The organism is Priestia sp. AB, from assembly GCF_028369225.1.
Lineage (GTDB): Bacteria > Bacillota > Bacilli > Bacillales > Bacillaceae_H > Priestia > Priestia megaterium.
Window position 1 is genome coordinate 588,891 of sequence record NZ_JAQMYN010000003.1, and the last position, 24,522, is coordinate 613,412.

Here is a 24,522-nt window from a genome sequence, read left to right on the forward strand (position 1 = left end):
TGTTTTGCTATATTGTTTTTACTTGATTATTGTCCTTTGACCAGCTCCCGATAAATTCAGGCTCATTATAGTCAAAGAAATTGGTTAACTTCTCATGGCGGTTATCAATAAAAAGCTGATTGGCTACTTCTGATACGAGCTTCGGTATCGCATATTTTAGACCTGAAAGAGCGGAAGCAGAAATTCCACAGCTAATTAAAGCGGAATAATTAAAAGCAAAAAGGCCATATACCATTTTTTCCCCTTCCCCATCGCGATTTGAAAAAGCAAAGCCATTACTAAGGTAAGGGTGGGCATCCAATACTGGGTTGGCAATTTCATGCGGTGCTTTGTAATGATCGCTCCAGCGGGCGATGTGTTTTTCAACAAGGCGTAATTCTGGACGAAGAGCCGGATCTGTTAGAAGCCCTGTGCTAATAATTAAATAGTCAAATGTAAAGATTCCCTGCGGAGTTGTTACAACTGCTTTATCCTGTTTTTCTTCGACATCCAGCCACGGTGCATGTACGTGTAAATGAAAACCGGGCCATGAGGAAGCGCGTCCAAATGTATCATTCGTAGGAGGCTGGTTGTATTCGAAAAAATGAGCCATCACTTCATATTTTTCAGCATCTGACAAAGCGTGGAAACGTTCAATCATTCCTGAAGCTTCCATTTGTCTGATTGGGTTAATACGCGGAAGTTCTTTTCGGCGAACAAATACATGAGCTTCAGCAACCCCTTCAGAAAGCGCATAGTTGGCATTGTCAAACGCGGAAGCTCCTCCTCCTAAAACAGCTACTTCTTTGTTCTTCAACGTAGTAAAATCAATGGTTTGGGAAGTGTGAGAATAAAGATGAGGCGGCAATTTTTCAGAAATCATAGGCGGGACATGCCACTCTCCTCCTCCTTGAATTCCTGTAGCTAGTATAACTTTACGTGCCATCAGTGTAGGACATGTAGCTCCATTCCCTTCAATATGCAAGCGATGAATACCTGTTTCCGTCGGCTCAATTAACGTTAATTTTATTTCATTTGCCACAGGAAGGTTAAGAATGCTCCGGTACCAGCGTAAATAATTCATCCAGTCTCCTCTTGGAATTTTGTCAAGAGCTTCCCAGCCCTCTGAGCCAAATTGTGCTTCCCACCACGCTTGAAACGTAAGCGAAGGCATACCTAAATCGATAGATGTTAAGTTTTTTGGTGTTCTCAGCGTAATCATTCGTGCATACGTTTCCCACGGACCTTCTAAACCCGAACGGTTTTCATCAATAACAAGAATATTTGACACGCGTTCTCGCAGCAAGCCAAAAGCCGTTCCTAACCCGCTTTGACCTCCTCCAATAATGATTACATCGTATACGTGTCCACTCTTAGGGATCATTGGCTGTACTTCTGTTAGTTTCCTGAAGGAAAGGTAAGAAAGATCGGTTTCTACTCTTTTATTTAAAGCTTCTAAGCTCATCGTTATCTCTCCTTTCAATAAAGTTTCTCCGTGATAAAAAGTTCATTTTATATCTAACATAAAATGATAGGTTTTATAACATCATTTGATTTATATTTATATTATCACTTTTGGAATATGATTGTATCTCCATTCTCTCTAAAGTTTTTTTTGCAAATTGTATAAAATCACTAATATAATTTTTTATATCTTATGTATGAAAGCATATTTACATTGTTTAAAAGGAAAAAACCATTACAAAGCTTAGTGAAGAAAGCTTTTCTGACATTAAATTTAAGGGAAACATGTGCGAGTTTGTGACAGTTATTTGTTAATTACGCTCTACTACTTGACTATCGTATTCATCAAATCTATAGTCATAATTAGTAACTCAACAAAGGGAGTCAACGTATGAGAAATTTATTTAAAATAACAGCTATATTTACAACGATTGTTATGTTTATTTTAATGATTGCCGGCAGTCTGGTCACAACCACAGGATCTGGATTAGGGTGCGGAAACGAGTGGCCATTGTGTAACGGGCAGTTAATACCCGAATACGCAGTAGCAACAATGATTGAATATACGCATCGTTTGATTACCGCATTTGCAGGTCTTCTCGTTTTAGCATTTTCTATTTGGGCTTGGATTCGTTATCGCAGAAACCGTGAAGTGAAAATTTTAGCGATTATGAGTATTGCATTTATCGTTATCGAGTCATTGCTCGGGGCTTCTGCAGTTATCTGGCCTCAGTCAGCTGAGGCGCTAGCACTGCATTTCGGTCTTTCGCTTATTGCGTTTACCGGTGTATTTTTACTTTCAATATTTGTTATTCAAAAGGATCGTTCGGATCATTTTATTAAAGGAGCGGTTACAGGCAAATTTAGATGGCTCGCATGGTTTACGCTTATATTTACCTATTGCGATATTTATTTAGGTGCATATGTGCGTCACAAAGGTGCAAGCTTAGCCTGTACAAGCTTTCCTGCTTGTTATGGCAATACTCTTATTCCAAAGCTTTCAGGAACAACGGGCATTCATTTTGCCCACCGATTTGCTGCTCTTGTGCTGTTTGTTCTTATCATTTGGATTATGGTATCTGCCATCAAGCAGTATAAAGAAACCCGCCGTGATATTTACTACGCGTCCATCATTGCGGTTGCTTTAACCATTGCTCAAATATTCAGCGGTATCTTTGTTGTCATGTCTCGTTTAAATGTCTTTGCTACACTGTCTCACTCGGCATTTATTACAGCGTTATTCGCTACGCTTAGCTACATTTGTGTACAGACTTTAAAAGGTAAAAGACGATAACTCAAAAAAACACGTGCAGTTCATAACTGCACGTGTTTTTTTGAGTTAAGCTAGTTCTATTCCGCCTGTAATCCCGTAAACTTGAGCTGTTACGTAGCTTGCATCCGTTGAAGCTAAAAATACGTATACATTTGCCAACTCTACTGGCTGACCAGCACGCTGCAACGGTGTATCTTGTCCAAAGCCTGGAATCGCGTCGCTTGGCTGCCCTCCAGAAATTTGAAGCGGCGTCCAGATAGGTCCTGGAGCAACGGAGTTGACGCGGATACCTTTTGGAGCTAATTGCTTGGCTAGTCCGCGAGTGAATCCGTTAATAGCAAACTTTGTAGCTGCATAGTCTAATAAATTGGGACTTGGGCTATAGCCTTGTACAGAACTTGTTGTAATAATAGAAGCTCCTGCCGGTAAATAAGGCAGCGCTGCTTTTACGGTCCAATATAAAGAGAATACATTTACTTCAAAGGTTTTGCGCAGTTGGTCCGTTTCTAAATCAGCAAGATCTTCTACTGCCTGCTGTTTACCTGCTACGAGCGCTAAAACGTCTAATCCATCTAATTCTTTGTAAGCTTTTTCTACTAGCTCCTTGCAAAAAGATTCTTCGCCTACATCACCAGGTATGAGTACTGCTTTTCTTCCTTCTGCTTCAATAAGCTTTTTTACTTCTTCTGCATCAGCTTGCTCTTGTGGCAAGTAATTAAGCGCAACGTCCGCTCCTTCTCTTGCGTAAGCGATAGCTGCTGCTCGGCCAATACCTGAATCTCCACCTGTCACAAGAGCTTTTCTGCCTTTTAATTTACCTGCACCTATGTAACTGTTTTCCCCGCAGTCTGGGATGACGTTCATTTCTTTTTGTACACCAGGCGGTTCTTGATACTGCTTTGGATAGTCTTCATGGAAATATTGAGTTAATGGATTATTTAGTTTTGACATATTCGTCACTCCTTTATAAATCAACCTTAACCAACTAAGGAAAAGTTTTCTATATACTTGTTCTTCCCCTCTGCTTCTTTAATAAACATGTTTAATGTGCTCTACTATCCTCACCTTTCTTTCTGCCATTCCCATTCAATCAACAGCTAGAAACAGCTGCATACCTGGAAAATACATTCACCATCACAATAAAAAAATCCGAACGAGTCAAATTCCCCCTTAAGAATCTTGATTCCTTGTTCGGATTTTCTTTTAACTAAAATACGTTTATACCCCCTCTTTAAATAAATGGTGAGAGCTTTGTATTTTACTGTGAAAAATAAGCGTGCTTTTTCTTCTGTTCTGCTACTCTGTTAGTTCCACTTGTAAAGGCTTTGATTCTTCTTCGGCTTCTTTAGGAGTGCGAACAATTAACACATCACATTTGGCATAGCGTAAAATATGCTGAGATACGCTTCCGATCAAAATGCGCTCTACGGCGTTTAGCCCCGTCGCACCGCATATAATTAAATCAACGTGCTTATCGGGAGCAATTTTTTTAGATATTTTTGTTTTAGGAGAACCGTGTTCAATTAATGTCTCGACTTTCGTTACTCCAGCCTTAAGAGCTAGGTTACTATAGTTGGTCAAAAGTTCTTCAGCAAATTTCTCTGCATCTTGAAAGCGTGTATCTGTATAGAATGCATAAGGTGATGGACTTAACGCTTGTATGTCGATAACGTGACAAACTATTAAATGAGCGTTATTTTTTTTCGCACTGTTAACTGCTTTTTTGAATGCCCACTCTGCTTCTACAGAACCGTCTACTGCTACGAGGATGTTACGATAAGCCATATTCATCATAATCTCTCCTTTGTCTTTCGTTTATAAAGAACTTTCCTTGCTACACTTTTATTTTACTTCTTGCGCAAACGAAAGTATGTGATTTTTATCACAATATATAGAAATTAATAAAAATGGAGCCGTGTGTAGTGCACGGCTCCATTTTTATTGAACTTGAGAGTTAAAAGTCATTATCCAAATCGATCCTGCTACAATCGTAATAACAAAAACGATTCCAAGTATTAAAGCCATCACATTATAACGGGGCTTCTCTCCGTCTTTAATATGCATGAAGAAAAACAGTTGAATGAAAAATTGAAGCACGGCCATTCCTAGAATGCTAGCTAGTAATATATTTTTAGCAAATACTTGGTTTAATACCAGCATCAGAGGAATAACGGTTAAAATAATCGAGAAAATAAATCCTATTGTATAAGCTTTTAACGATCCATGGTTCTCCATCTACATCACCCCCATTAAATACACAACCGTGTAAAGGAAGATCCAGACAGCATCAAGAAAATGCCAGTATAAGCTGATAATCGTCACTTTTCGCTTTATTACAGAGGTAATTCCATATCGTTTTAATTGGATTGTAATTGAAATCATCCAAATGATGCCGACAGAAACGTGCAGCCCGTGCGTACTAACTAGCGTATAGAAAGCTGTAAAAAATGCGCTGGTGGAAATGGTTGCTCCTTCATGAACCATTGTTTGAAATTCATGAATTTCAAGGCCCACAAAGCACATACCTAAAAGCAGAGTTACGATTAGCCAGCCAATTAAAGGCTTTATTTTTCCCTTGTGCATGCTCAGCACAGCTAATCCGCTCGTAAAGCTGCTCGTTAATAAGATAAACGTTTCAGAAACAAATCCTGGAACTTCAAAAAATTCCTTTCCTGTAAGGCCTCCCGCAGTATGATTAACAAGAACGGCATACGTAGCAAATAATGCTCCAAATAGGATGCAGTCCGTTACGAGGAAAAGCCAAAAACCCATAACTTTGATTCCTTCATCATGTTCATCATGATGTTCTTCGTGGTGCGCTGTCGCATAAGCCATGTCAGCCAACCCTCCCTACTGAATCTTCTGTATGTCGAATTTCATCCACCGGAATATAATAGTCCGAGTTGTATTGAAAAGAGCGAGCTAGTAAACAAGCTCCGACTCCTGTCAAACCGAATATCGCCATCCACACCCAGTGGAACGTTAAGCCAAAACCAGCAATGAACCAGAAAACCGACATGATAAATGGAATACCTGAATTCTTAGGCATATGAATCGGAGAGAAAGCAGCTGTTTCCTTCGCTTTTTTCTTTTTTCTTTCTTCTTTTATTGTCCACCACGCATCTTGCCCCGTTACTGTTGGAATCACTGCAAAATTGTAGTGCGGCGGCGGTGAAGGGATGGACCATTCTAATGTACGTCCATTCCAAGGATCCCCTGTTACATCCCGTTCTCCGTACTTAATGCCATGAAGAATCTGCCATGCTTGAAAGATAAACCCTATGCCCATAAAGAAAGCTCCGACTGTAGAGATAACGTTCAGCGGTCCCCATCCCATGTCAAAGTTGTACGTATAAATACGACGCGTCATTCCCATAAACCCTAATGCGTATTGAGGCATGAAGCATACATAAAAACCAATATTCCATGTCCAAAACGCCCATTTACCAAGACGGTCATTTAATTTAAAGCCAAACATTTTTGGCCACCAATAGTACAAACCTGCAAAAAAGCCGAATACAACGCCTCCAATTAACACTGGGTGAAAGTGTGCAACTAAAAAGTAGCTATTATGATACTGATAGTCTGCGGGAGCTGCTGAAAGCATAACACCCGTTGCTCCTCCCACAACAAAACACGGGATAAAAGCAATTGTCCATAGCATTGGCTGCGTCATTTGAATACGGCCGCGGAACATCGTAAATAACCAGTTGAACACTTTAACACCCGTTGGAATTCCGATAGCCATCGTCGTAATAGCAAAAAACACATTCACATTAGCACCTGCACCCATCGTAAAGAAATGATGTACCCATGTGAAATACGATAGAACGCTAATAATCATCATTGAAAAAACCATAGACTTATAGCCAAATATCTTCTTTTGAGAAAACGTTGCAACGATTTCAGAAAAAATGCCGAATGCAGGAAGTACAACGATATACACTTCAGGATGTCCCCACATCCAAATTAAGTTAATGTACATCATCGGATTTCCTCCGCCGGTCATAGTAAATAAGTGTCCGTCAAAGAAGCGGTCAATAAACAATAAAGCAAGCGTTACGGTTAATACAGGAAACGCGAAAATGATAATAATACAGCTTGCTAGAACGGACCACGTGAATAGCGGCATATTCATAAGTTTCATGCCCGGCGCACGCATTTTTAAAATAGTCATAATAAAATTAATTCCAGAAGCCAAGCTGCCAATACCTGATATTTGAATACCCCAAATATAAAAATCTTGACCTGGTCCAGGACTGAACTGCATGCCAGAAAGCGGCGGATAACTCAACCATCCTGCATCTGGCGAGCCGCCGATTACAAACGACAAATCGAAAAGCATGGCGCCAAAGAAAAATAGCCAAAAGCTTACTGCGTTTAAAAAAGGATAGGCGACATCTCTTGCTCCAATTTGAAGCGGCACAACAATGTTAAAGAAAGCAAACATAAGCGGCATTGCCATAAATAGAATCATAATGGTTCCGTGCGTAGTAAAAATTTCGTTGTAATGATTAGAATCTAGAAAATGCCACTGAGGGAATGCTAGTTGCATACGCATTAATAATGCATCTACTCCGCCTCGAAACAGCATTAATAATGAAGAAAGCATATACATAATGCCAATTTTTTTATGATCCACCGTTGTGAGCCACTCACGCCATAGCCACTTCCATTTTTTAAGATAAGTAAGAACAAAAATAATACCGGCTAGTGTTAACAAAATGGCGACATCTGCTCCATAAATCATCGGTTCTCCTGTCACAAAAAAATGAGATGAAAAATCTTTTAAATTGTCTAACAACTTATTTTCCTCCTTCCTGGTGCTCGTGCTGTGCATGTACTTGTTCTTCAGAAGCCACATTCATAGTCTTCATGTCTTCATTTTTCATATGATGGTGCTGACTATAATATTGACCGCCGTTTTTAATGACGATATCTTGGAATAGGCCTTTAGGAATGGTAGAATACGATTTTTCCAAAGAAAGACCTTGTTTTGCGAGATTGTTATAATCAGATTTTGTTAAAGCTGGTGATGTTTCTTTCACTTGCTTTACCCATTGATTAAATTCTTTTGTCGATGTAGATTTAACTTTAAAGCTCATATGAGCGAATCCTTCACCTGTAAAATTAGCGCCTGAGCCAAAATATTCTCCCTTGTGATCAGCTTGCAGCCAAAGCCCCATTGCCATTCCCGGCATGGTATATAATTGTCCTCCCAGCTGGGGTACCCAAAAAGAATTCATAGGTGCATCTGACGTTAGCACGAATTGAACAGGCACATCTTTTGGAATTTCTACATAATTGACTGTCGCAATATCTTGATCCGGATATTGAAATAACCATTTCCAATCAAGAGACGTTACTTCAATCGTTAGCGGCTTTACATCTTTTTGCGGCGGATTTACTAAGTCATACGTTGTTCTGGCTGTAGCAAAACCTAAAATACCGATAATAATGATGGGGATGCCCCACCAAATAAATTCAAGAAGCTTACTATCGTCCCAGTCTGGCCAATACGGAGCCTTGTTTCCAGGCTTATCACGGTAGCGTAAAACGATATACACAAGCAGACCTAAAACAGGAATAACAACAATTGTGCATAAAATTATGGAAAAAATAATTAAATGGTATTCTTTTTGAGCTACCGCCCCCTGTGGATTTAAAATCAAATAACGGCTATCACAGCCTGCTAAAAAAATTGTAATGAATACGGAGAGAATGATTAACTTGCTAATATGCATTGATTTTTGCTTTCTCACCTAAGCTCAGGCTCCCTTCTTCTAAGTCTCTGTACATAATAATGGTATATAAACGTTCATATTAAAGATGCATCTCAACAGATCAAAAGACTAAAAACCTCCTAACATATTGAAGTTTGTCATGACATATTGCTTGCTTCTAAAAAATTATCATGTTGCATTGTTAAAGGGTGTGATATTTATCACACTTAAAGCGTTTTTTATCTATTTTGAATACCTTTACCATAATTTCGTCACATATTTGGGTAAATGTGGTGTGTAAGAGGAAGATCAGCATTGCCTTTTGACTAGCCTAATAAAAGCAAAAAACTCTTCCAGTTTTTATTAACTGGAAGAGTTTTTTCGTAAGTACTAGATGAAGTATTGAGCTTTAACATTTACTGATTTGCTTATTTGACCTGCTGAAACATCCAATCAATCATTTTTCGATTCTGATACGCGGGAACCCAGGAAGCATGCTCACACTTTAATTCTTTAGGATATTCCGTAATAGCGGATGCCCCCAGATTTTTTGTGAATTCATTGCACCGTTATTTATATTTACGATGAAACACTCCTCATAAAGAAAACTATATTTCTATTTTTAAAGAGGCTTATCACTATAGCAATATCCTTTAAAAAAGTTATCCACTTTCTTCATAAAGGTTACATATTAAAAACACCTAAAGATAGTTTAGGTGTTTTTGAAAGTTTTATATTCATCTTTCCTCTAAGCAAAAGCTCAATGGTTATATGGCCTTCTTACTCTTTGAAGCCTCTTGTTTTTTTCTCCACATATTTTCCATTTGTTCAAGAGTTCTACCTTTTGTTTCAGGAACAAATTTCCAAACGAATAAGGCAGAAAGTACACTCATTAAACCGTAGAAACCATATGTTAATCCTCCGCTATATTCCATCATCACAGGATACGTAGAGGAAATAAAATAGTTAGCCGCCCACTGAGCAGCTACGGCAATGGCTACAGCACGACCTCTAATTTTATTAGGAAAAATCTCTGAAATGAGCACCCAACAAATTGGTCCCCATGACATCATAAAGGAAGCTGTATAAATAATGATAAATACAAGCGTCCCTATACCAATGATGTTTGAAAAAGCCATGCTTGCTACACCAAACATTCCAATGGCCATTCCGATAGACCCTGTTATTAATAAAGGTTTTCTTCCCAAACGATCAACCGTCAAAATTGCAATTACTGTAAAAATAACGTTTACTAATCCCATAATAATGGTTTGCAGCATAGAAGAACCTTTAGCTGCTCCCATGCTTTCAAAAATACGCGGAGCATAATATAGAGCTACATTTATTCCTACAAACTGTTGAAATACAGAAAGCAGTATACCTACAACGATAACTAATTTTCCGTACGCCAATAATTTTTCAGATGAAACATTGGTAGAAATTGTTTGTTTAATATCTTCTAAAATTGATTTCGCTTCTGAAGATCCATTAATTTTGGTTAGTATGGCTAAAGCTTTTTGATCTTGATTCTGTATAGCTAAGTAGCGAGGCGTTTCAGGAACTAAAAACAAGAGTGCTGCAAAGAGTAAAGCTGGAATAGCTCCTGAAGCAAACATATATCTCCAACCTACATCATTAATCCATTCTAAGGTTTCCCCATTTGCAATACCCCAATTCACGAAGTAAACGACTAACATTCCAAAAATAATCATAAATTGATTGAACGATACCAATCTGCCGCGAATATCTGCCGGTGCAATTTCCCCTATATAGATGGGACAAATGGCTGATGCTAAGCCAACACCAATCCCACCTATAATGCGGTAGAAGTTAAAAGCTAGTAACAAAGAGAGTGTCGGTTCCCCTTTTGTGAAAAATAAAAACTCAGGATAAGAAGCGCCTAACGCTGAGACTATAAAAAGAATAGCTGCTAGTATAAGTGATTGTTTGCGTCCTAGTTTCGTCGCAAAATAACCAGATACCAACCCTCCAATAATACATCCTATTAAAGCACTTGATACAGTAACACCGTGTGCTAAGGATCCCAACCCTAAGCTGTCAATAAGATACACCTTTAATGATTCTTCAGCTCCAGATATTACAGCTGTATCATATCCAAACAGTAACCCTCCGATAGCGGCAACTAAGGTAATAGAAAAAATATATAATGAGTTTCGATTTTGTTTCATGCGTTGTTAAAAGCAGTTAGTTAAGGGTAACAGTAGAAGTTCTATTTCTAACTGAGTTCGCACTTATTTGAATGCGTTTTCAAATTCTTGGAACACAAAAGAAATTTTCGTCGTTTATTGGACTAACTGCTCTTATCCTCCCCTCTAACGTACGTATTTTTCTATCGAATCAAATCTTACTACAGCATTTTCTATACTTCCTTTTGTGTCAGGTATATCGATATACAACCATAATCAAATAATACAAGCTACTTTCATATGAGGCTCCTTTTTAAAGTAAGGTTGTATATTTTGTAATCTATTACTTCCCTTTAAATTCATCTAGCTTTTTACTTAGGTCGTGTGTTTGAAGATATACTTCTTTATATAATTCATAAAGCTGTTTATAGACTTGTACATGTTCTACGTTAGGATAATATGTTTTTGAAGACGTAATAAATACGTTTGCACACTCTTCCAATGAGTTGTACCAGCCACAGCCATAAGCTGCTAGCATGGCTGCTCCTAACGCTGGGCCTTGTTCAGTAGATAACTTTACGATTTTTGCATTAAAAACGTCTGCTTGAATTTGAAGCCAGTGATCGTTTTTTGCTCCCCCGCCGATTGATACAATAGACGTAATTTCCTTTCCGTTTTCTCGAAAAATTTCAATTGATTCATTTAATGAAAACGTAATCCCTTCAATAACTGCCCGCGTAAAGTCTCTCTTTTTATGAGAGGCATCCATCCCTATAAAACTTCCGCGAATCGTAGCATCTGCATGCGGTGTACGTTCCCCGACTAAGTAAGGGGTAAATAAAAGGCCGTTTGAGCCGATTGGGACATTTTTTAGGTCGGCCAACAATTCTTCAAACGTATCGTTTTCTGCGAAATTTTCCTTAAACCAGCTTAAACTGTGACCAGCGGATAATGTAACGCCCATTGTATAAAATGCATTTTCTTTTCCATGATTAAAATAGTGGACTTTTCCACCAAAGTCTCTATCGCTTCGTTCCTCATAAGAAAGAACAACCCCAGATGTCCCAATGCTACATAGGGTTTCCCCTGATGATAAAATGCCGGCGCCGATTGCTCCGCAAGCATTATCAGCTCCGCCTGCAAATACTTTCGTTGAAGTTGCTAATCCCGTTTTTTGAGAGAACTCCTCATTAATATTGCCTATGCATTCATTAGATTCAACTAGTGGCGGACAAAGGTTAATATTAACTCCTACTGATTGACAAAGCTCTTCATCCCATTTTTTCTTGCTGATGTTTAATAATAATGTACCGGCAGCATCTGAATATTCACTATGAATCAAGCCAGTCATCTTAAAACGCAAATAGTCTTTGGGCAGCATAAATACAGCTGTTTTTTCAAATACCTCCGGTTCATACTCTTTTACCCACAATAACTTAGGAAGAGTAAATCCTTCTAAAGCCTGGTTTTTTGTTATTTCTAAAAGACGTTTTTCTCCAATCACTTTATAGAGATGATGACATTGTTCTGTTGTTCTTGTGTCATTCCACAAAATGGCGTTACGTAATAGGTTATAGTTTTTATCCAGCAGCACAAGGCCATGCATCTGTCCAGAATAACTAATTCCTTCTATATTTTCGGGTTTTATATTAGCGTTAGTAATTAATTCATTTAAAGCACTAGCCGTCTGCTGAACCCATTCTTCTGGATTCTGTTCGCTATGCCCTGTTTTTTCATGAAGGAGAGGATAATTTTTAGAAACCACAGCGCAAATCTCGCCTTTTGTATCAACTAAAACCGTTTTTACGGCGCTTGTTCCTAGATCAATTCCAATTACATATTTCATCTTGATACCTCCGCGTTTATAAACGAGAGTAGAAATTGTTTCTACTCTCGTTTGTTCTTTAAACTTCCAAAATATATTGATTTAAAATAGCCTTTAATCGTTCTTGTCTTCCTGATTTATTCGCAATATTCGGATTTTTAAACGCGTATTGCTCCAATGTATGGAAGTTAGCTTTTCCTTCTACAATCTCAAGCCCAATTCCTTCTTTAAAGCTGCCGTAGCGCTCGTTGATAACATTTTCGAAAACACGATCTTCTACTAATTTATGTGCTACTTTCAATCCCCGAGCAAACGCGTCCATTCCTGCTACATGAGCATAGAGTAAATCGTCTTGTTCAAAAGAACCTCTTCGTACTTTGGCATCAAAGTTTAATCCTCCGCTGCCCAGCCCTCCATTTTGCAGGATTTCATACATTGCTAGCGTTGTAGAATATAAATCCGTTGGGAATTCATCTGTATCCCAGCCTAAAAGAGGGTCACCTTGGTTTGCATCCACTGATCCTAATAAGCCTTGTACTCTAGCTACTCGTAATTCGTGTTCAAATGTATGCCCAGCTAACGTTGCGTGGTTAGCTTCTAGATTAAGTTTGAAGTATTTATCTAATCCGTATTGTCTTAAAAATGAAATAGTTGTTGCTGCATCGGTATCATACTGATGTGTCGTAGGCTCTTTAGGTTTAGGCTCAATTAAAAACTGCCCAGTATATCCAATTTCGGTTGCGTAATCTACAGCCATATGCATAAATCTGGCTAAGTTATCTAACTCTAACTGTAAATTTGTGTTAAGCAGTGTTTCATATCCCTCACGGCCGCCCCAGAATACATAATTTTCTGCGCCTAGTTCTTTTGCTGTTTCAAGCCCCTTTTTTACTTGAGCCGCCGCATAAGCAAATACATCTGCATTACAAGAAGTAGCTGCACCATGAACGAACCGGGGATTTGTAAACATATTCGCTGTGTTCCATAATAACTTTACGTTACTTGTTTGCATGTATTCTTTGATCATAGTGACGATAACATCAAGATTTTTATTTGTTTCTTGCAACGTACTGCCCTCCGGAGCAATGTCTCGATCATGAAATGCGAAGAATGGAACATTTAATGTTTCAAAAAGTTGAAAAGCTGCCTCAACTCTCGCTTTTGCTAAATCCATTCCATCATATCTATCCCAAGATCTTTGCATAGTAGCTGCGCCAAAAGGATCCGTACCATCTGCTGTAAACGTGTGCCAGTAAGCAACAGAAAAACGCAGCTGATCTTTCATCGTTTTACCGCCTACTACTTCTTCAGGGTTATAGTATTTAAAAGCTAAAGGATTTTTAGAATCTTTACCTTCGTATAAAACTTTGTTTACGCTTTCAAAATAATTAATTTTATTAGTACTAGTTTGGACCATTTGTCATTTCCCCCTTTGATTTAAGTGAACAAGTTTATCCATCAACTATCTTAATTGAGTTAGTTTGTTTATCCAATAAACTAACTTTATCTCATCATATACAAAACAAATGTTTATTTCAATGCTTTTTTTAGAAAATTTAGTTATAATATTAGATATGATACTTTTAAATATCTAATTCAAGCTTCAAAAAACACCAACTTAGTTCGATAGATAAACAAAGGAGTGGTTATTATTCAAATTGCAGATCAAGCTTTAGTAAAAAAAATGAATCAAAAATTAATATTAGATGAAATTTTAAAGAACTCCCCTGTCTCCAGGGCAACTCTCTCTGAGATTACAGGATTAAACAAGTCTACTGTCTCCTCTCAAGTAAATACACTGCTTGAAAAAGATTTTATTTTTGAAATCGGGGCAGGGCAATCTAGAGGCGGCAGAAGACCTGTAATGCTTGTTTTTAATAAGAATGCAGGCTACTCGATTGGTATTGATATAGGAGTCGACTATCTTAACGGAATTCTAACCGACTTAGAAGGAAATATTATTCTCGAGAAGACTTCTGACTTGTCTAGTTCTTCCGCTAGTGAAGTAAAAGAGATTTTATTTGCACTTATTCATGGTTTTGTAACCCATATGCCTGAGTCCCCTTATGGTCTAGTCGGAATAGGAATTTGTGTTCCAGGTCTTGTAGATCGTCATCAGCAAATTATTTTTATGCCTAACTTAAATTGGAATATCAAAGATTTGCAGTTTTTAATTGAGAGTGAGTTTAATGTTCCGGTTTTTGTTGAAAATGAAGCTAATGCAGGAGCATACGGTGAAAAAGTATTTGGTATGACAAAAAACTATGAAAACATCGTTTACATCAGTATTAATATCGGAATTGGAACTGGACTTGTTATTAACAACGAATTGTATAAAGGTGTTCAGGGTTTTTCTGGGGAAATGGGGCATATGACGATAGATTTTAATGGACCCAAATGCAGCTGTGGAAATCGAGGCTGTTGGGAATTATATGCTTCTGAAAAAGCGTTACTGGCTTCGCTCTCTAAAGAAGAAAAGAATATTTCTCGAAAAGAGATTGCGGAACGCGCAAATAAAAATGATGTAGAAATGTTAAATGCACTTCAAAACTTTGGCTTTTATATCGGAATTGGATTAACCAATATTCTTAATACATTTGATATAGAAGCTGTTATCTTGAGAAATCATATAATTGAATCTCATCCCATTGTTTTAAATACGATTAAAAACGAAGTTTCTTCTAGAGTCCATTCTCATTTAGACAATAAATGTGAACTATTGCCTTCTTCGTTAGGAAAAAATGCACCTGCTTTAGGAGCGGTTTCTATCGTTATTGATTCTTTTTTAAGTGTTACCCCTATAAGTTAGTTAAGTGAACGTAAAGGTTAGCAAACTATATCACGTTTGATCTTAAGAATGAAGGAGCTACTTTCGATTAATTGATTTTCTATAAAAGGGGAAGAATTACCCTCTTCTATTAAGAGTGTTATGTCTGTCTCCACCCTCACCTTTTCATCCCATGCAGCCAGTCACCTATCATAACGGCAACTGGCTGTTTATATGTTATTAGCAACCTGCTCTTTTCTAAACTACGGAGAGTCTTGCCCTTTGGGTTAGTTTACCTGCTTTTCAAATTATGAATCATGTCTTGTCAGAGTAGTTATGACTTCTTTATATTCCTCTAACTCTTTGGCCTGTGCGAGAGTATTGATTTTCTCTAGCGATAAAAGAGAGCTCTGAATAATAAATGTGCGAGGCTCCGTATCATTTTGCAGTAATTCATCCGATATAAACGTAACAAATTCTAAACTTCTCTTCCGTTCCTCTTCATTTGCTAGTTTATTTTCAATCACCCGTTTTAACTTCGCAGTTACACGCGTCAGATCTGTCGAAAAATGACTTTCTGTTTTCTCATTAAATACCGCAGAGTAAACGGAAGGGTTAAATAACTGTTCTTTTTGTTCTGCTACTTCGATTATGATTTCCTCTGTACGCTTCATACAATAACGGACAATTTGTTCAATAGGCAATGGATAGTTGAGTGCTTTATTCATTTTAAATATATTGTTAAGCATTCCTTCTAGCAGCACAGCTCCATCAAATAAATAAGGAGAAGTCTTAGACGGAAAAATCTGCTGAAAACGTTCATATATCCAGTTGAATGTTGCAGCTTTTAATTCCTCTATATAATGAAATGTTTTAACTTCATTTAAAACGAGTGTACTTTCAATCATTTCAGGAATTTTGTTTTGCTCTGCAAAGTTCAGCATAAAAATTATCTGTTCTTCAAATACCTTCTGATTGTCTCCTTTATATTCAATGGCTACTTTTTCTCTTTGTAGAATAAGTGATTCTTGCAAAGACGAAAGTAATGAGAGAAGCAGTTCGCTTTTAGATGAAAAATATTTATAAAATGTTCCTTTTGAAATACCGCTTCTTTCTAATATATCTTGTACCGAAGTGTCTACGTATCCTTTTTCCATAAAAAGCTGGTGCGTATGCCCTAAAATATCGAGCTGTTTTTGATTCATTGCTGCTACTCCTCTGTTTACAATTTACTTTTTATTTAGTATAACTTATCTGCCTTTTCCTACGTGAATTTTATCCTTTTTCCTTGATAAACAAGTAAAAATAATTATATACTATTAGTACATTTTTATACACTTAGTATAAAAATGTACTAATAGTATAGGTTATTTGACAAAGTAACTATTTATCTAGCAAGTGACAACTACTGAGCACTATGTAGCTAGTAAATTCCAAATCTATATCTATTCTGAAGGAGGAATAAGATCATATGAACAAAGAAGTCATTCCCGTTACAGAAATTCCAAAATTTCAATCACGTGCAGAAGAGTTTTTCCCTATCCAATGGTATAAAGAAATGTTGAACAACTCCCCCATTTATTTTCATGAAGAAACAAACACATGGAATGTATTCCAATACGAACATGTTAAACAAGTCTTGAGCGACTACGAATTTTTTTCAAGCGATGGACAAAGAACCACTATTTTTGTTGGAGATAATAGTAAGAAAAAAAGCACATCTCCAATCACCAATCTTACAAACTTAGATCCTCCTGACCACCGGAAAGCGCGATCTTTGCTTGCTGCAGCCTTTACTCCTCGCAGTTTAAAGAACTGGGAACCGCGAATCAAACAAATTGCAGCAGACCTTGTAGAAGCGATACAAAAGAATTCAACAATTAATATTGTTGAAGATTTATCTTCTCCTTTTCCTAGTTTAGTTATAGCAGATTTATTCGGCGTACCGGTAAAAGACCGATATCAGTTCAAAAAATGGGTAGATATTCTTTTTCAGCCTTATGACCAAGAAAGATTAAAAGAGATTGAACAAGAAAAGAAACGTGCAGGAGCTGAATATTTTCAATACCTCTACCCAATTGTCGTTGAAAAGCGCTCCAACCTTTCTGATGATATTATTTCAGACTTAATTCAAGCGGAAGTTGATGGTGAAACATTCACAGATGAAGAAATTGTGCACGCTACCATGCTGCTTTTAGGTGCAGGCGTTGAAACCACAAGTCACGCCATTGCAAATATGTTTTATTCTTTTTTATATGACGACAAGTCGTTATACAGCGAGCTGAGAAACAATAGAGAATTAGCTCCAAAAGCAGTAGAAGAAATGCTTCGATATCGGTTTCACATCTCCAGACGAGATCGGACGGTTAAACAAGATAACGATTTATTAGGCGTTAAGCTAAAAAAAGGAGATGTCGTTATTGCGTGGATGAGTGCATGTAATATGGATGAAAATATGTTTGAAAACCCTTTTTCTGTAGACATTCACCGCCAAACTAATAAAAAACACTTAACGTTTGGAAACGGACCTCATTTTTGTTTGGGCGCCCCTCTTGCCCGACTTGAAATGAAAATCATATTAGAAGCATTTTTAGAGGCCTTTTCTCATATCGAACCATTTGAAGATTTTGAATTAGAATCGCATTTAACTGCTTCAGCTACGGGGCAATCTTTAACATGCTTGCCCATGATGGTTTACAAATAAAGGTTATGTACGTAATAAAGCAGAGAAACGTGAAAGAGATTTACCTTCTCCGTCACGCTTCTCTTTTTGTTATTCCGCTATTTATTGGACTTTTAGTATCTCTGCTAAGTATTTATGTACCAAATTTGAGAGGTCTTCAATACGATTTAAATTCTCATCCCAAAAATCTTTATTCCCTAGAACATTTTCAACCAATTGCAAAAGAGAAATCTGATCTTTTTGATATTTTAACCACTGGTCTCTATAAAACTTTAAGATATATTCTTCATCTTTTAATATATATGGAAAGCCCTTAAAATCTTCTCCTGTCCAAGTTCCTTTAAGCTTTTCTGTTTTATAAAAACGAATAAGTGCCGCAAAGGCTTGAACAATTCCAAGTGGAAGTACTCCGTTTAGGTCGACGTAGCTTTTTAAAGTAGGCAGTAGACGATGTTTGAATTTTGATAAGCTGTTTAATGAAATATCGGCAAGACGATGATGAATAAATGGATTGATGAATCGTTCAAATACCTCTTCTGCGTATACTATGTTTTCATTAAAATCACCTTGGATAGAAGGGATAACTTCTTTTTTTATTACTTCATACAGAAAGTGTTTAAAATTGGAGTTATCCATAAATTCTTTTACTGTTTCCACTCCTGACAAAATTCCACGTAATGCCATAAGTGTATGAGCCCCATTTAAGATACGGACTTTTCGTGTTTGGTAAGGAGATAAATCATTCACCCAATGCACATTTAAACCGGATTTTTTAAAAGGAAGGCGATGATCTAATTCACTATTTCCTTCTATAGCCCAGAAATGATAAGGTTCTGCTGTATTTAGTAAGGAATCCTTATACCCCCATTCTGTAAATAAAGAATCTGCTTCTGCCTTAGGAAACCCTGTGACTATTCGGTCTACCAACGAATTAAGGAATAAATTATGTTCTTTTAACCAGTTTATAAATGCTTCAGGTAACTCCCACTCTTTACTATAACGGAGCACACATTCTTTTAACGTATCTCCATTTCTTTCAAGAAGTTCACACGGAAGCATAGTTAACCCTTTTTCTGTATTTCCACTGAAATGCAAATAGCGATGGTACAAAAAGAGTGTTAATTTTCCTGGAAATGATTGAATTGGGACACCTTCTTCTAATAAAGTTGGCTGATAATTAAGTCCCGCTTCCGTCGTATTAGAGATTACAAATTCCAATGTGGGATTTGCTGCTAATTGTAAAAAGGTATTCCACTCTTCGTATGGGTTAATGACTTGGGAGAAAACAGAAATTACTTCACTAGACGTAACTCTATCTCCGTTTTCCACTCCACGTGTAAGTAAGGTATATAGGCCATCTTGCTCCTTCAATTTGTCTATTTTCTCTTTCCCTGCAGGTCGAGGCTGCGTGACAGCAATACTTCCTTGAAAATAGCCTTTCTTGTTGCATTGATGAATCATCCAGTCACAGAAACCACGCAGAAAATTCCCTTCCCCAATCTGTAACACTTTTATAGGATATTCTAAGCCTACATAGTTATCTTGAATAGGAGCGGTCTTTTTATTAAGTGGGTTTAAGGTGTCTTGTAAATTATTCAATGTAGGTTCCCCCTTTGTTTAATAAATTGCTTAGTTTTTAACAGTAATTAATTATACTTCTACGATAGCTTTAATCACATTTGCTTCAGGATTTAACCAGTCTTCAAATTGTTCAATTAGTTGATCAAACTGTGCTCGGTGTGTAATATAGCGATTTAAATCTACTTTCTTGCATTTCAGAGTGTCTACTACATAATGAAAATCTTCTAACGTAGCATTCCTGCTTCCCATCAGCGTTAGCTCCCTTTTATGAAATTCTGGATCGTTAAATGAGATGTCTGCTTTCACTAGACCTACGTATATTAATTTTCCGCCATGAGCCGAATAGTTAAATGCCTCTGTCATTGATTTAACATTGCCCGTGGCATCAAATACTATTGTTGGCATCTCTCCATTTGTTAACTCTACTAATTTATCAAATGGATTATCAAGAACATTTAGCGTATAGTCCACTTTAGCCCATTCACTGGCAAACACTAAGCGCTCATTATTTATATCCATTGCTATAACTTTTGCTCCTTGATCTTTAGCAAATGCCATCACCCCTAAACCGATAGGACCAGCACCAATAACTAAGACAAACTCTTCTTGCTGAATTTCAGCGCGCCTAACTGCATGAGCTCCTATACTTAATGGTTCCACCATTGCAGCTTGGTCAAGTGTTAGTCCCTCAGCTCTTACTAAATGCGTATAAGGAACCGTAATCCACTCACTCATTCCTCCTTCAATATGTACACCTAATACTTTCATATCTGTACAGCAATTTGTTTTTCCATTTCTACAAGCAATACATTTTCCACATTCCATATACGGGATAATGGAGACTTGATCATCAGCTTTTAATCCCAACTCATTAGGAGGAATAAATTCAATGTACCCTGACAACTCATGACCAAGTACACGAGGGTAAGTGAAAAAGGGCTGGTTTCCTCCATAGGCATGAATGTCTGTACCACATATCCCGATACGTTGAATACGAATTAATGCTTCTCCTTCCCGGGGAATAGGTTTTTTACTTTCCACTTTTTTTAACTGATTGGGCTGTTCACATACAATACTTTTCATGCTTTACCTCTCCATTTCAATTTAAGATTCGTTTATTCAATACACGCGTATTAAAGAATGACACCTTCTTTAAAAATACTAATTTCGCGAAATCCTAAACGTTCATTATTTGTTTGAGTTTGACCTGAAGCAACATTCAAAATATACTGCAATAAATCATGCTTTAGTTCCTCCATGGTTTGATCTTCAATTAGCCTGCCTGCATTGTAATCAATCCAATGTTTTTTGCGATGTGCTAACTCGGAATTTGTTGATATCTTCACTGTAGGTACAGGACCTCCAAATGGTGTACCTCTCCCCGTTGTAAACAGTACAATATGAGCACCCGCTGCAGCTAATGCTGTTACGGAAATTAAATCATTTCCGGGGGCATTTACTAGGTTCAATCCGGATTTAATTACCCGTTCACCATATGGAACAACATCTTCAACTCTAGAATGTCCTCCTTTTTGTGTACAACCAAGAGATTTTTCCTCTAGAGTGCTAATGCCACCATCTTTATTTCCTGGAGATGGATTTTCATAAATTTCTTGATTATGTTGAATGAAATATTCTTTAAAATCATTAACTAGATTTGTAATTTTGTTAAACGTTTCTTCATTCTTAGCCCGGCTCATTAGAAGCGTTTCCGCACCAAACATTTCTGGTACTTCTGTCAAAATAGCTGTTCCGCCACTAGCAACGACTATATCAGAAACTGCTCCAACTAACGGGTTCGCTGTAATACCTGAGAAACCATCTGATCCTCCACACTTCAAACCTATTTTTAGTTTTGAAAGTGGGATAGGCTGGCGTTCATATTGATTAGCATGTGCTACTAACTCCGAAATAAGAGATATTCCTTTTTCTAATTCGTCTTCAACTTCTTGTGCTTTGAGGAATTTAATACGATCTGTCGCATACTCACCAATAACCTCTTTAAACGCTTCAATTTGATTATTTTCACAACCTAATCCGACGACTAGGATACCTCCAGCATTTGGATGCTGAGTTAAAGCAGCTAAAAGCTTTTGTGTATTTGTGAGATCATCTCCTAATTGCGAACAGCCGTATGGATGAGGAAAATGATAAACACCATCCACTCTTTCATCTCTGAACTGTTCAGTCGCCATTTTAGCTAGAAGCTCACACGTTTTATTAATGCACCCAACCGTATTAATAATCCAAATCTCATTACGAATTCCGACTTCGCCATTTTCACGAATATATCCTTGAAACGTATAATTCGAGGTTTTTGGAATATTTGGTTGAGAAATTGGCTGATACTCATAATTCAAAATACCACTTAATCCGGATTGTAAATTATGAGTGTGAATCCATTCTCCTTCTTCTAAATCTGTTTTAGCTTTTCCGATTGAGTATCCATATTTAAAGATGTCCTCACCTTTTTTAAGAGGCTTTACTAAAATTTTATGACCTTTAGGAATATCAGTACGAATAGGAATTTCAATACTGTTTTCACCCTCGCCTTGCACGTTTATAACTTCACCTTTAGCAATCTCCTTTATAGAAATGACAACACTGTCTTTTGAATGTAATTGAATAACCTTGCTCATTTTTCCTCCTCCATTTTCCTCATATTTAGATGCTTTTAAAAAAGATAACGGTTTCATTTTACGGATATATTTATATAGTATCATCAATATTCGAGATAAAAATTGCAATTTTTGCTGTATTTATACTGTTTTTTGATATAAATTAGTAAAAAGAGGAGGTGGATTTCATGAGTAACTTAAAAAGTGAATTACACAGCAATTTTCCATTTTTATTTGTCTATAAGGATACGAAAAGCCCACAAAAAGAACTATCTAACCATATGCATGATTATTACGAGATTGTGTACGTTTATGGAGGTAAAGGAACTTTTTTTATAGGTGATATTTTTCACGAAATGAATCAAGGAGATATTTTTTTAATTCCTAATAATACAATTCACCGAGCGATGCCAGGTAGAGAAAACCCTGTAACGTCTACTATTCTTTTTTTTAGCCCAATGCTAATCTATAAAGATTTAATTAACGATTCTTTTTCTTACTTTAGTGTGTTTGATGTAGTGAAAAAGAGTAAAAACTATAAAATTACGCTGCAATCAGAGGAAAAACAACAAATTGAAAAATTGCTTATACAACTTTATGAAGAAGTAACTAGCAAAGAACAGGGTTCTAAGCATTATGCCTTACTAATTATTCATCAAATGATGATAGAGTTATATCGTACTCAAACCAAGAGCAAGGGAAGAATAAAAGACAATAATTATAAGATAGATTGGATTGCAGACATCTTGCTTTATATAAACGAACATCTACATGAACCTCTCTCATTGACAACTCTTGCAGATAAATGTTTAGTCAGTCCTTCTCACTTCAGCAGGGTTTTTAAAGAAACAACAGGAATAGGATTAACTGTGTATATCAACACAAAGCGAATTATTAAATCGAAAGATCTTTTACTAGAAACCGATTATACAATTTCTCACATCGCTGAAATGTGTGGATTTGAAAGTAATCCTCATTTTTATCGAATGTTTAAGAAATATATGAATACAACTCCAGCCTCCTATAGAAAGAAAAATGATACAAGCAACATATAAATAAAGTAATGTAAAAAAGAGTACAAGCAAATAAGTAACGATGTGCTTGTACCCTCTTATCTAATTCTATAGCCCTGTCTTAGAACTTAAATTAACATCTTTTGGTAAAATTTGCGATGTAGGTTTTACAATTGGACGTACAAATCGAATAACGGCAAGTGAGGCAAATACTGCTAGTCCTCCCGCAAGTAAAAAGGCAGCAGTGTAAGTTCCTGATCTCTCAACAAGGAAACCGGTTAATGTAGGACCAATGATTCCTGCTGTATTAGCCAAGAAGTGCATGAACCCTCCTACGGATCCAACGTTATTTTTGTCTACTACATCGTTAACGATTGCCCAGTAAATAGCTCCTGTTAAATACAGAAAAAACACGGAAAGGGCAACGAGGGTGACTGCACTGACTGTAGTTGTTACAAGGCCTGCTACACCTATGCAAACAGCTGATAAAAACAAACATGTGACAAGTACCAGTTTACGCGAAAACAGCACTCCTTTTTGAGCGAATTTTTTGGAAAAGAAATCTGATACGAAGCCTCCTAGAGCAAGGCCGATAAAGCCGAGAATCCAAGGAATGACGGTAGTAATACTCATCTCTTTTACACTCAGGCCACGCGCATCTACTAAGTAACTTGGAAACCACGTTAGGAAAAAGAACAAAATGTAGTTATAAGCAAAAAATGCAAATGCTGTGAATAACACAGTTCTATGTTTTAAATAAAAAGTTAGCTTCAATTTACTTTCTGTTGCTACAGGAATTTCTTGCGTTTTTAGCTCTTCTGATGTATCCAAAGGTTTTTCTTTAACAAATTTCCACCAGCAAACAGCCCAAATAATCCCAATTAACATAATGGCAATAAAGGAAACTTTCCAGCCATATGCGATTGCAATAAAACCAACAATTGGACCAGAGATAGCCCCTCCAAGAGGTGTACCGCTGTTAGTCAAACCAATAACAGTCGCACGATTACTTGATGGAAACCAATTATTTACCATTTTACTTATTGTAGCAGAGAGTGGACCTTCACCCATCCCAAATAAAACTCGAATAGCAATCATACTTGCAAAGCCTACAGCAATGACTAGAGCACCGCTAAATATTGACCACACAATCATAGCTACAAAAAGAGTCAACTTAGCACCGTATTTGTCAGAAGCCATTCCTCCAAGAAAATTGAAAATTGCATAGCCTACAGAGAAACTACTAAAAATAATTCCCATCTCAGTGGGTGTAAGAGATAGATCATCTTGAATAAAAGGAGCTGCAATTGATAATGCAGAACGATCTAGGTAATTAATAATTCCTGCTAAAAATAAAAACAAAATGACAATACCTCTCCCTTGTGAAAACATAAATACCCCCCTTTGTTTGTAAAGCCATTGCTTTCTTTTGAAAGCGGTATCATTATG

At 37.0% G+C, this 24,522-nt stretch carries 19 protein-coding genes; 4 read left to right on the top strand and 15 right to left on the bottom strand.

Annotated features, from left to right (window positions below):
• Positions 1–7: 7 nt before the first annotated feature.
• Positions 8–1,444, bottom strand: coding sequence for an NAD(P)-binding domain-containing protein (locus tag POF52_RS12650; RefSeq protein WP_271993017.1), 1,437 nt, complete (start codon positions 1,442–1,444; stop codon positions 8–10).
• 390 nt (positions 1,445–1,834) lie between these two features.
• Between POF52_RS12650 and POF52_RS12655 the strand changes: the two genes are divergently transcribed.
• Positions 1,835–2,737, top strand: a complete 903-nt coding sequence (locus tag POF52_RS12655; RefSeq protein ID WP_098278546.1) for a COX15/CtaA family protein — start codon at positions 1,835–1,837, stop codon at positions 2,735–2,737.
• A 45-nt stretch (positions 2,738–2,782) separates the two neighbouring features.
• Here POF52_RS12655 and POF52_RS12660 read toward each other — a convergent pair whose 3' ends face one another.
• The 9 genes from POF52_RS12660 to xylA all read right to left on the bottom strand — a co-directional run bounded on the left by POF52_RS12660 (position 2,783) and on the right by xylA (position 13,828).
• Positions 2,783–3,667, bottom strand: coding sequence for an SDR family oxidoreductase (locus POF52_RS12660; RefSeq protein ID WP_016763765.1), 885 nt, complete (start codon positions 3,665–3,667; stop codon positions 2,783–2,785).
• Positions 3,668–4,012: 345 nt separating this feature from the next.
• Entirely contained in the window at positions 4,013–4,507 is a 495-nt protein-coding gene (locus POF52_RS12665; RefSeq protein WP_043981924.1) for a universal stress protein, read from the bottom strand.
• Between the two features lie 147 nt (positions 4,508–4,654).
• Positions 4,655–4,951 carry a cytochrome o ubiquinol oxidase subunit IV gene (gene cyoD, locus POF52_RS12670; RefSeq protein WP_097823686.1) on the bottom strand — a complete coding sequence of 99 codons (297 nt, stop codon included), beginning with the start codon at positions 4,949–4,951 and terminating at the stop codon, positions 4,655–4,657.
• A complete protein-coding gene (gene cyoC / locus POF52_RS12675) occupies positions 4,952–5,551 on the bottom strand; it encodes a cytochrome o ubiquinol oxidase subunit III (protein ID WP_271993022.1) in 600 nt (199 codons plus the stop codon). It abuts the gene before it with no gap.
• A gap of 1 nt (position 5,552) precedes the next feature.
• Positions 5,553–7,520 carry a cbb3-type cytochrome c oxidase subunit I gene (locus POF52_RS12680; RefSeq protein WP_271993024.1) on the bottom strand — a complete coding sequence of 656 codons (1,968 nt, stop codon included), beginning with the start codon at positions 7,518–7,520 and terminating at the stop codon, positions 5,553–5,555.
• Between the two features lies 1 nt (position 7,521).
• Complete coding sequence (locus POF52_RS12685; protein WP_416434059.1) at positions 7,522–8,460, bottom strand: cytochrome c oxidase subunit II; 939 nt, start codon at positions 8,458–8,460, stop codon at positions 7,522–7,524.
• Between the two features lie 746 nt (positions 8,461–9,206).
• Complete coding sequence (xylE, locus tag POF52_RS12690; protein WP_029715009.1) at positions 9,207–10,628, bottom strand: D-xylose transporter XylE; 1,422 nt, start codon at positions 10,626–10,628, stop codon at positions 9,207–9,209.
• Between the two features lie 301 nt (positions 10,629–10,929).
• Positions 10,930–12,432, bottom strand: a complete 1,503-nt coding sequence (gene xylB, locus POF52_RS12695) for a xylulokinase (RefSeq protein ID WP_271993030.1) — start codon at positions 12,430–12,432, stop codon at positions 10,930–10,932.
• Positions 12,433–12,490: 58 nt separating this feature from the next.
• Positions 12,491–13,828, bottom strand: a complete 1,338-nt coding sequence (gene xylA / locus POF52_RS12700) for a xylose isomerase (RefSeq protein ID WP_271993032.1) — start codon at positions 13,826–13,828, stop codon at positions 12,491–12,493.
• Between the two features lie 234 nt (positions 13,829–14,062).
• On the opposite strand from xylA, the gene xylR reads away from it, so the two are divergent.
• Positions 14,063–15,220, top strand: a complete 1,158-nt coding sequence (gene xylR / locus POF52_RS12705; RefSeq protein ID WP_271993120.1) for a transcriptional repressor XylR — start codon at positions 14,063–14,065, stop codon at positions 15,218–15,220.
• A gap of 266 nt (positions 15,221–15,486) precedes the next feature.
• On the opposite strand, the gene POF52_RS12710 is transcribed toward xylR, so the two are convergent.
• Positions 15,487–16,383: a TetR/AcrR family transcriptional regulator gene (locus POF52_RS12710; RefSeq protein ID WP_271993034.1), complete on the bottom strand. Its 897-nt coding sequence runs from the start codon at positions 16,381–16,383 to the stop codon at positions 15,487–15,489.
• Positions 16,384–16,649: 266 nt separating this feature from the next.
• Between POF52_RS12710 and POF52_RS12715 the strand changes: the two genes are divergently transcribed.
• Positions 16,650–17,882: a cytochrome P450 gene (locus POF52_RS12715; RefSeq protein ID WP_271993036.1), complete on the top strand. Its 1,233-nt coding sequence runs from the start codon at positions 16,650–16,652 to the stop codon at positions 17,880–17,882.
• Between the two features lie 81 nt (positions 17,883–17,963).
• On the opposite strand, the gene POF52_RS12720 is transcribed toward POF52_RS12715, so the two are convergent.
• The 3 genes from POF52_RS12720 to POF52_RS12730 are packed head-to-tail and all read right to left on the bottom strand — an operon-like array spanning position 17,964 to position 22,081.
• A complete protein-coding gene (locus POF52_RS12720) occupies positions 17,964–19,460 on the bottom strand; it encodes a tagaturonate reductase (RefSeq protein WP_271993038.1) in 1,497 nt (498 codons plus the stop codon).
• 51 nt (positions 19,461–19,511) lie between these two features.
• Complete coding sequence (locus POF52_RS12725) at positions 19,512–20,525, bottom strand: zinc-binding alcohol dehydrogenase family protein (protein WP_271993040.1); 1,014 nt, start codon at positions 20,523–20,525, stop codon at positions 19,512–19,514.
• A 50-nt stretch (positions 20,526–20,575) separates the two neighbouring features.
• Complete coding sequence (locus POF52_RS12730; RefSeq protein ID WP_271993042.1) at positions 20,576–22,081, bottom strand: UxaA family hydrolase; 1,506 nt, start codon at positions 22,079–22,081, stop codon at positions 20,576–20,578.
• A 167-nt stretch (positions 22,082–22,248) separates the two neighbouring features.
• Here POF52_RS12730 and POF52_RS12735 point away from each other — a divergent pair, with 167 nt between their 5' ends.
• A complete protein-coding gene (locus POF52_RS12735) occupies positions 22,249–23,115 on the top strand; it encodes an AraC family transcriptional regulator (RefSeq protein WP_271993044.1) in 867 nt (288 codons plus the stop codon).
• A 66-nt stretch (positions 23,116–23,181) separates the two neighbouring features.
• On the opposite strand, the gene POF52_RS12740 is transcribed toward POF52_RS12735, so the two are convergent.
• Positions 23,182–24,465 (bottom strand): MFS transporter, encoded by a 1,284-nt coding sequence (locus POF52_RS12740; RefSeq protein ID WP_271993046.1) that lies wholly within the window; start codon positions 24,463–24,465, stop codon positions 23,182–23,184.
• Positions 24,466–24,522 lie beyond the last annotated feature (57 nt).

Excerpts from the sequence above, each read along its gene's own strand:
- POF52_RS12650 (WP_271993017.1), bottom strand. The coding sequence starts at position 1,444 with ATGAGCTTAGAAGCTTTAAATAAAAGAGTAGAAACCGATCTTTCTTAC.
- POF52_RS12655 (WP_098278546.1), top strand. The coding sequence starts at position 1,835 with ATGAGAAATTTATTTAAAATAACAGCTATATTTACAACGATTGTTATG.
- POF52_RS12660 (WP_016763765.1), bottom strand. The coding sequence starts at position 3,667 with ATGTCAAAACTAAATAATCCATTAACTCAATATTTCCATGAAGACTAT.
- POF52_RS12665 (WP_043981924.1), bottom strand. The coding sequence starts at position 4,507 with ATGAATATGGCTTATCGTAACATCCTCGTAGCAGTAGACGGTTCTGTA.
- cyoD (WP_097823686.1), bottom strand. The coding sequence starts at position 4,951 with ATGGAGAACCATGGATCGTTAAAAGCTTATACAATAGGATTTATTTTC.
- cyoC (WP_271993022.1), bottom strand. The coding sequence starts at position 5,551 with ATGGCTTATGCGACAGCGCACCACGAAGAACATCATGATGAACATGAT.
- POF52_RS12685 (WP_416434059.1), bottom strand. The coding sequence starts at position 8,460 with ATGCATATTAGCAAGTTAATCATTCTCTCCGTATTCATTACAATTTTT.
- xylE (WP_029715009.1), bottom strand. The coding sequence starts at position 10,628 with ATGAAACAAAATCGAAACTCATTATATATTTTTTCTATTACCTTAGTT.
- xylB (WP_271993030.1), bottom strand. The coding sequence starts at position 12,432 with ATGAAATATGTAATTGGAATTGATCTAGGAACAAGCGCCGTAAAAACG.
- xylA (WP_271993032.1), bottom strand. The coding sequence starts at position 13,828 with ATGGTCCAAACTAGTACTAATAAAATTAATTATTTTGAAAGCGTAAAC.
- POF52_RS12710 (WP_271993034.1), bottom strand. The coding sequence starts at position 16,383 with ATGAATCAAAAACAGCTCGATATTTTAGGGCATACGCACCAGCTTTTT.
- POF52_RS12715 (WP_271993036.1), top strand. The coding sequence starts at position 16,650 with ATGAACAAAGAAGTCATTCCCGTTACAGAAATTCCAAAATTTCAATCA.
- POF52_RS12725 (WP_271993040.1), bottom strand. The coding sequence starts at position 20,525 with ATGAAAAGTATTGTATGTGAACAGCCCAATCAGTTAAAAAAAGTGGAA.
- POF52_RS12730 (WP_271993042.1), bottom strand. The coding sequence starts at position 22,081 with ATGAGCAAGGTTATTCAATTACATTCAAAAGACAGTGTTGTCATTTCT.
- POF52_RS12735 (WP_271993044.1), top strand. The coding sequence starts at position 22,249 with ATGAGTAACTTAAAAAGTGAATTACACAGCAATTTTCCATTTTTATTT.
- POF52_RS12740 (WP_271993046.1), bottom strand. The coding sequence starts at position 24,465 with ATGTTTTCACAAGGGAGAGGTATTGTCATTTTGTTTTTATTTTTAGCA.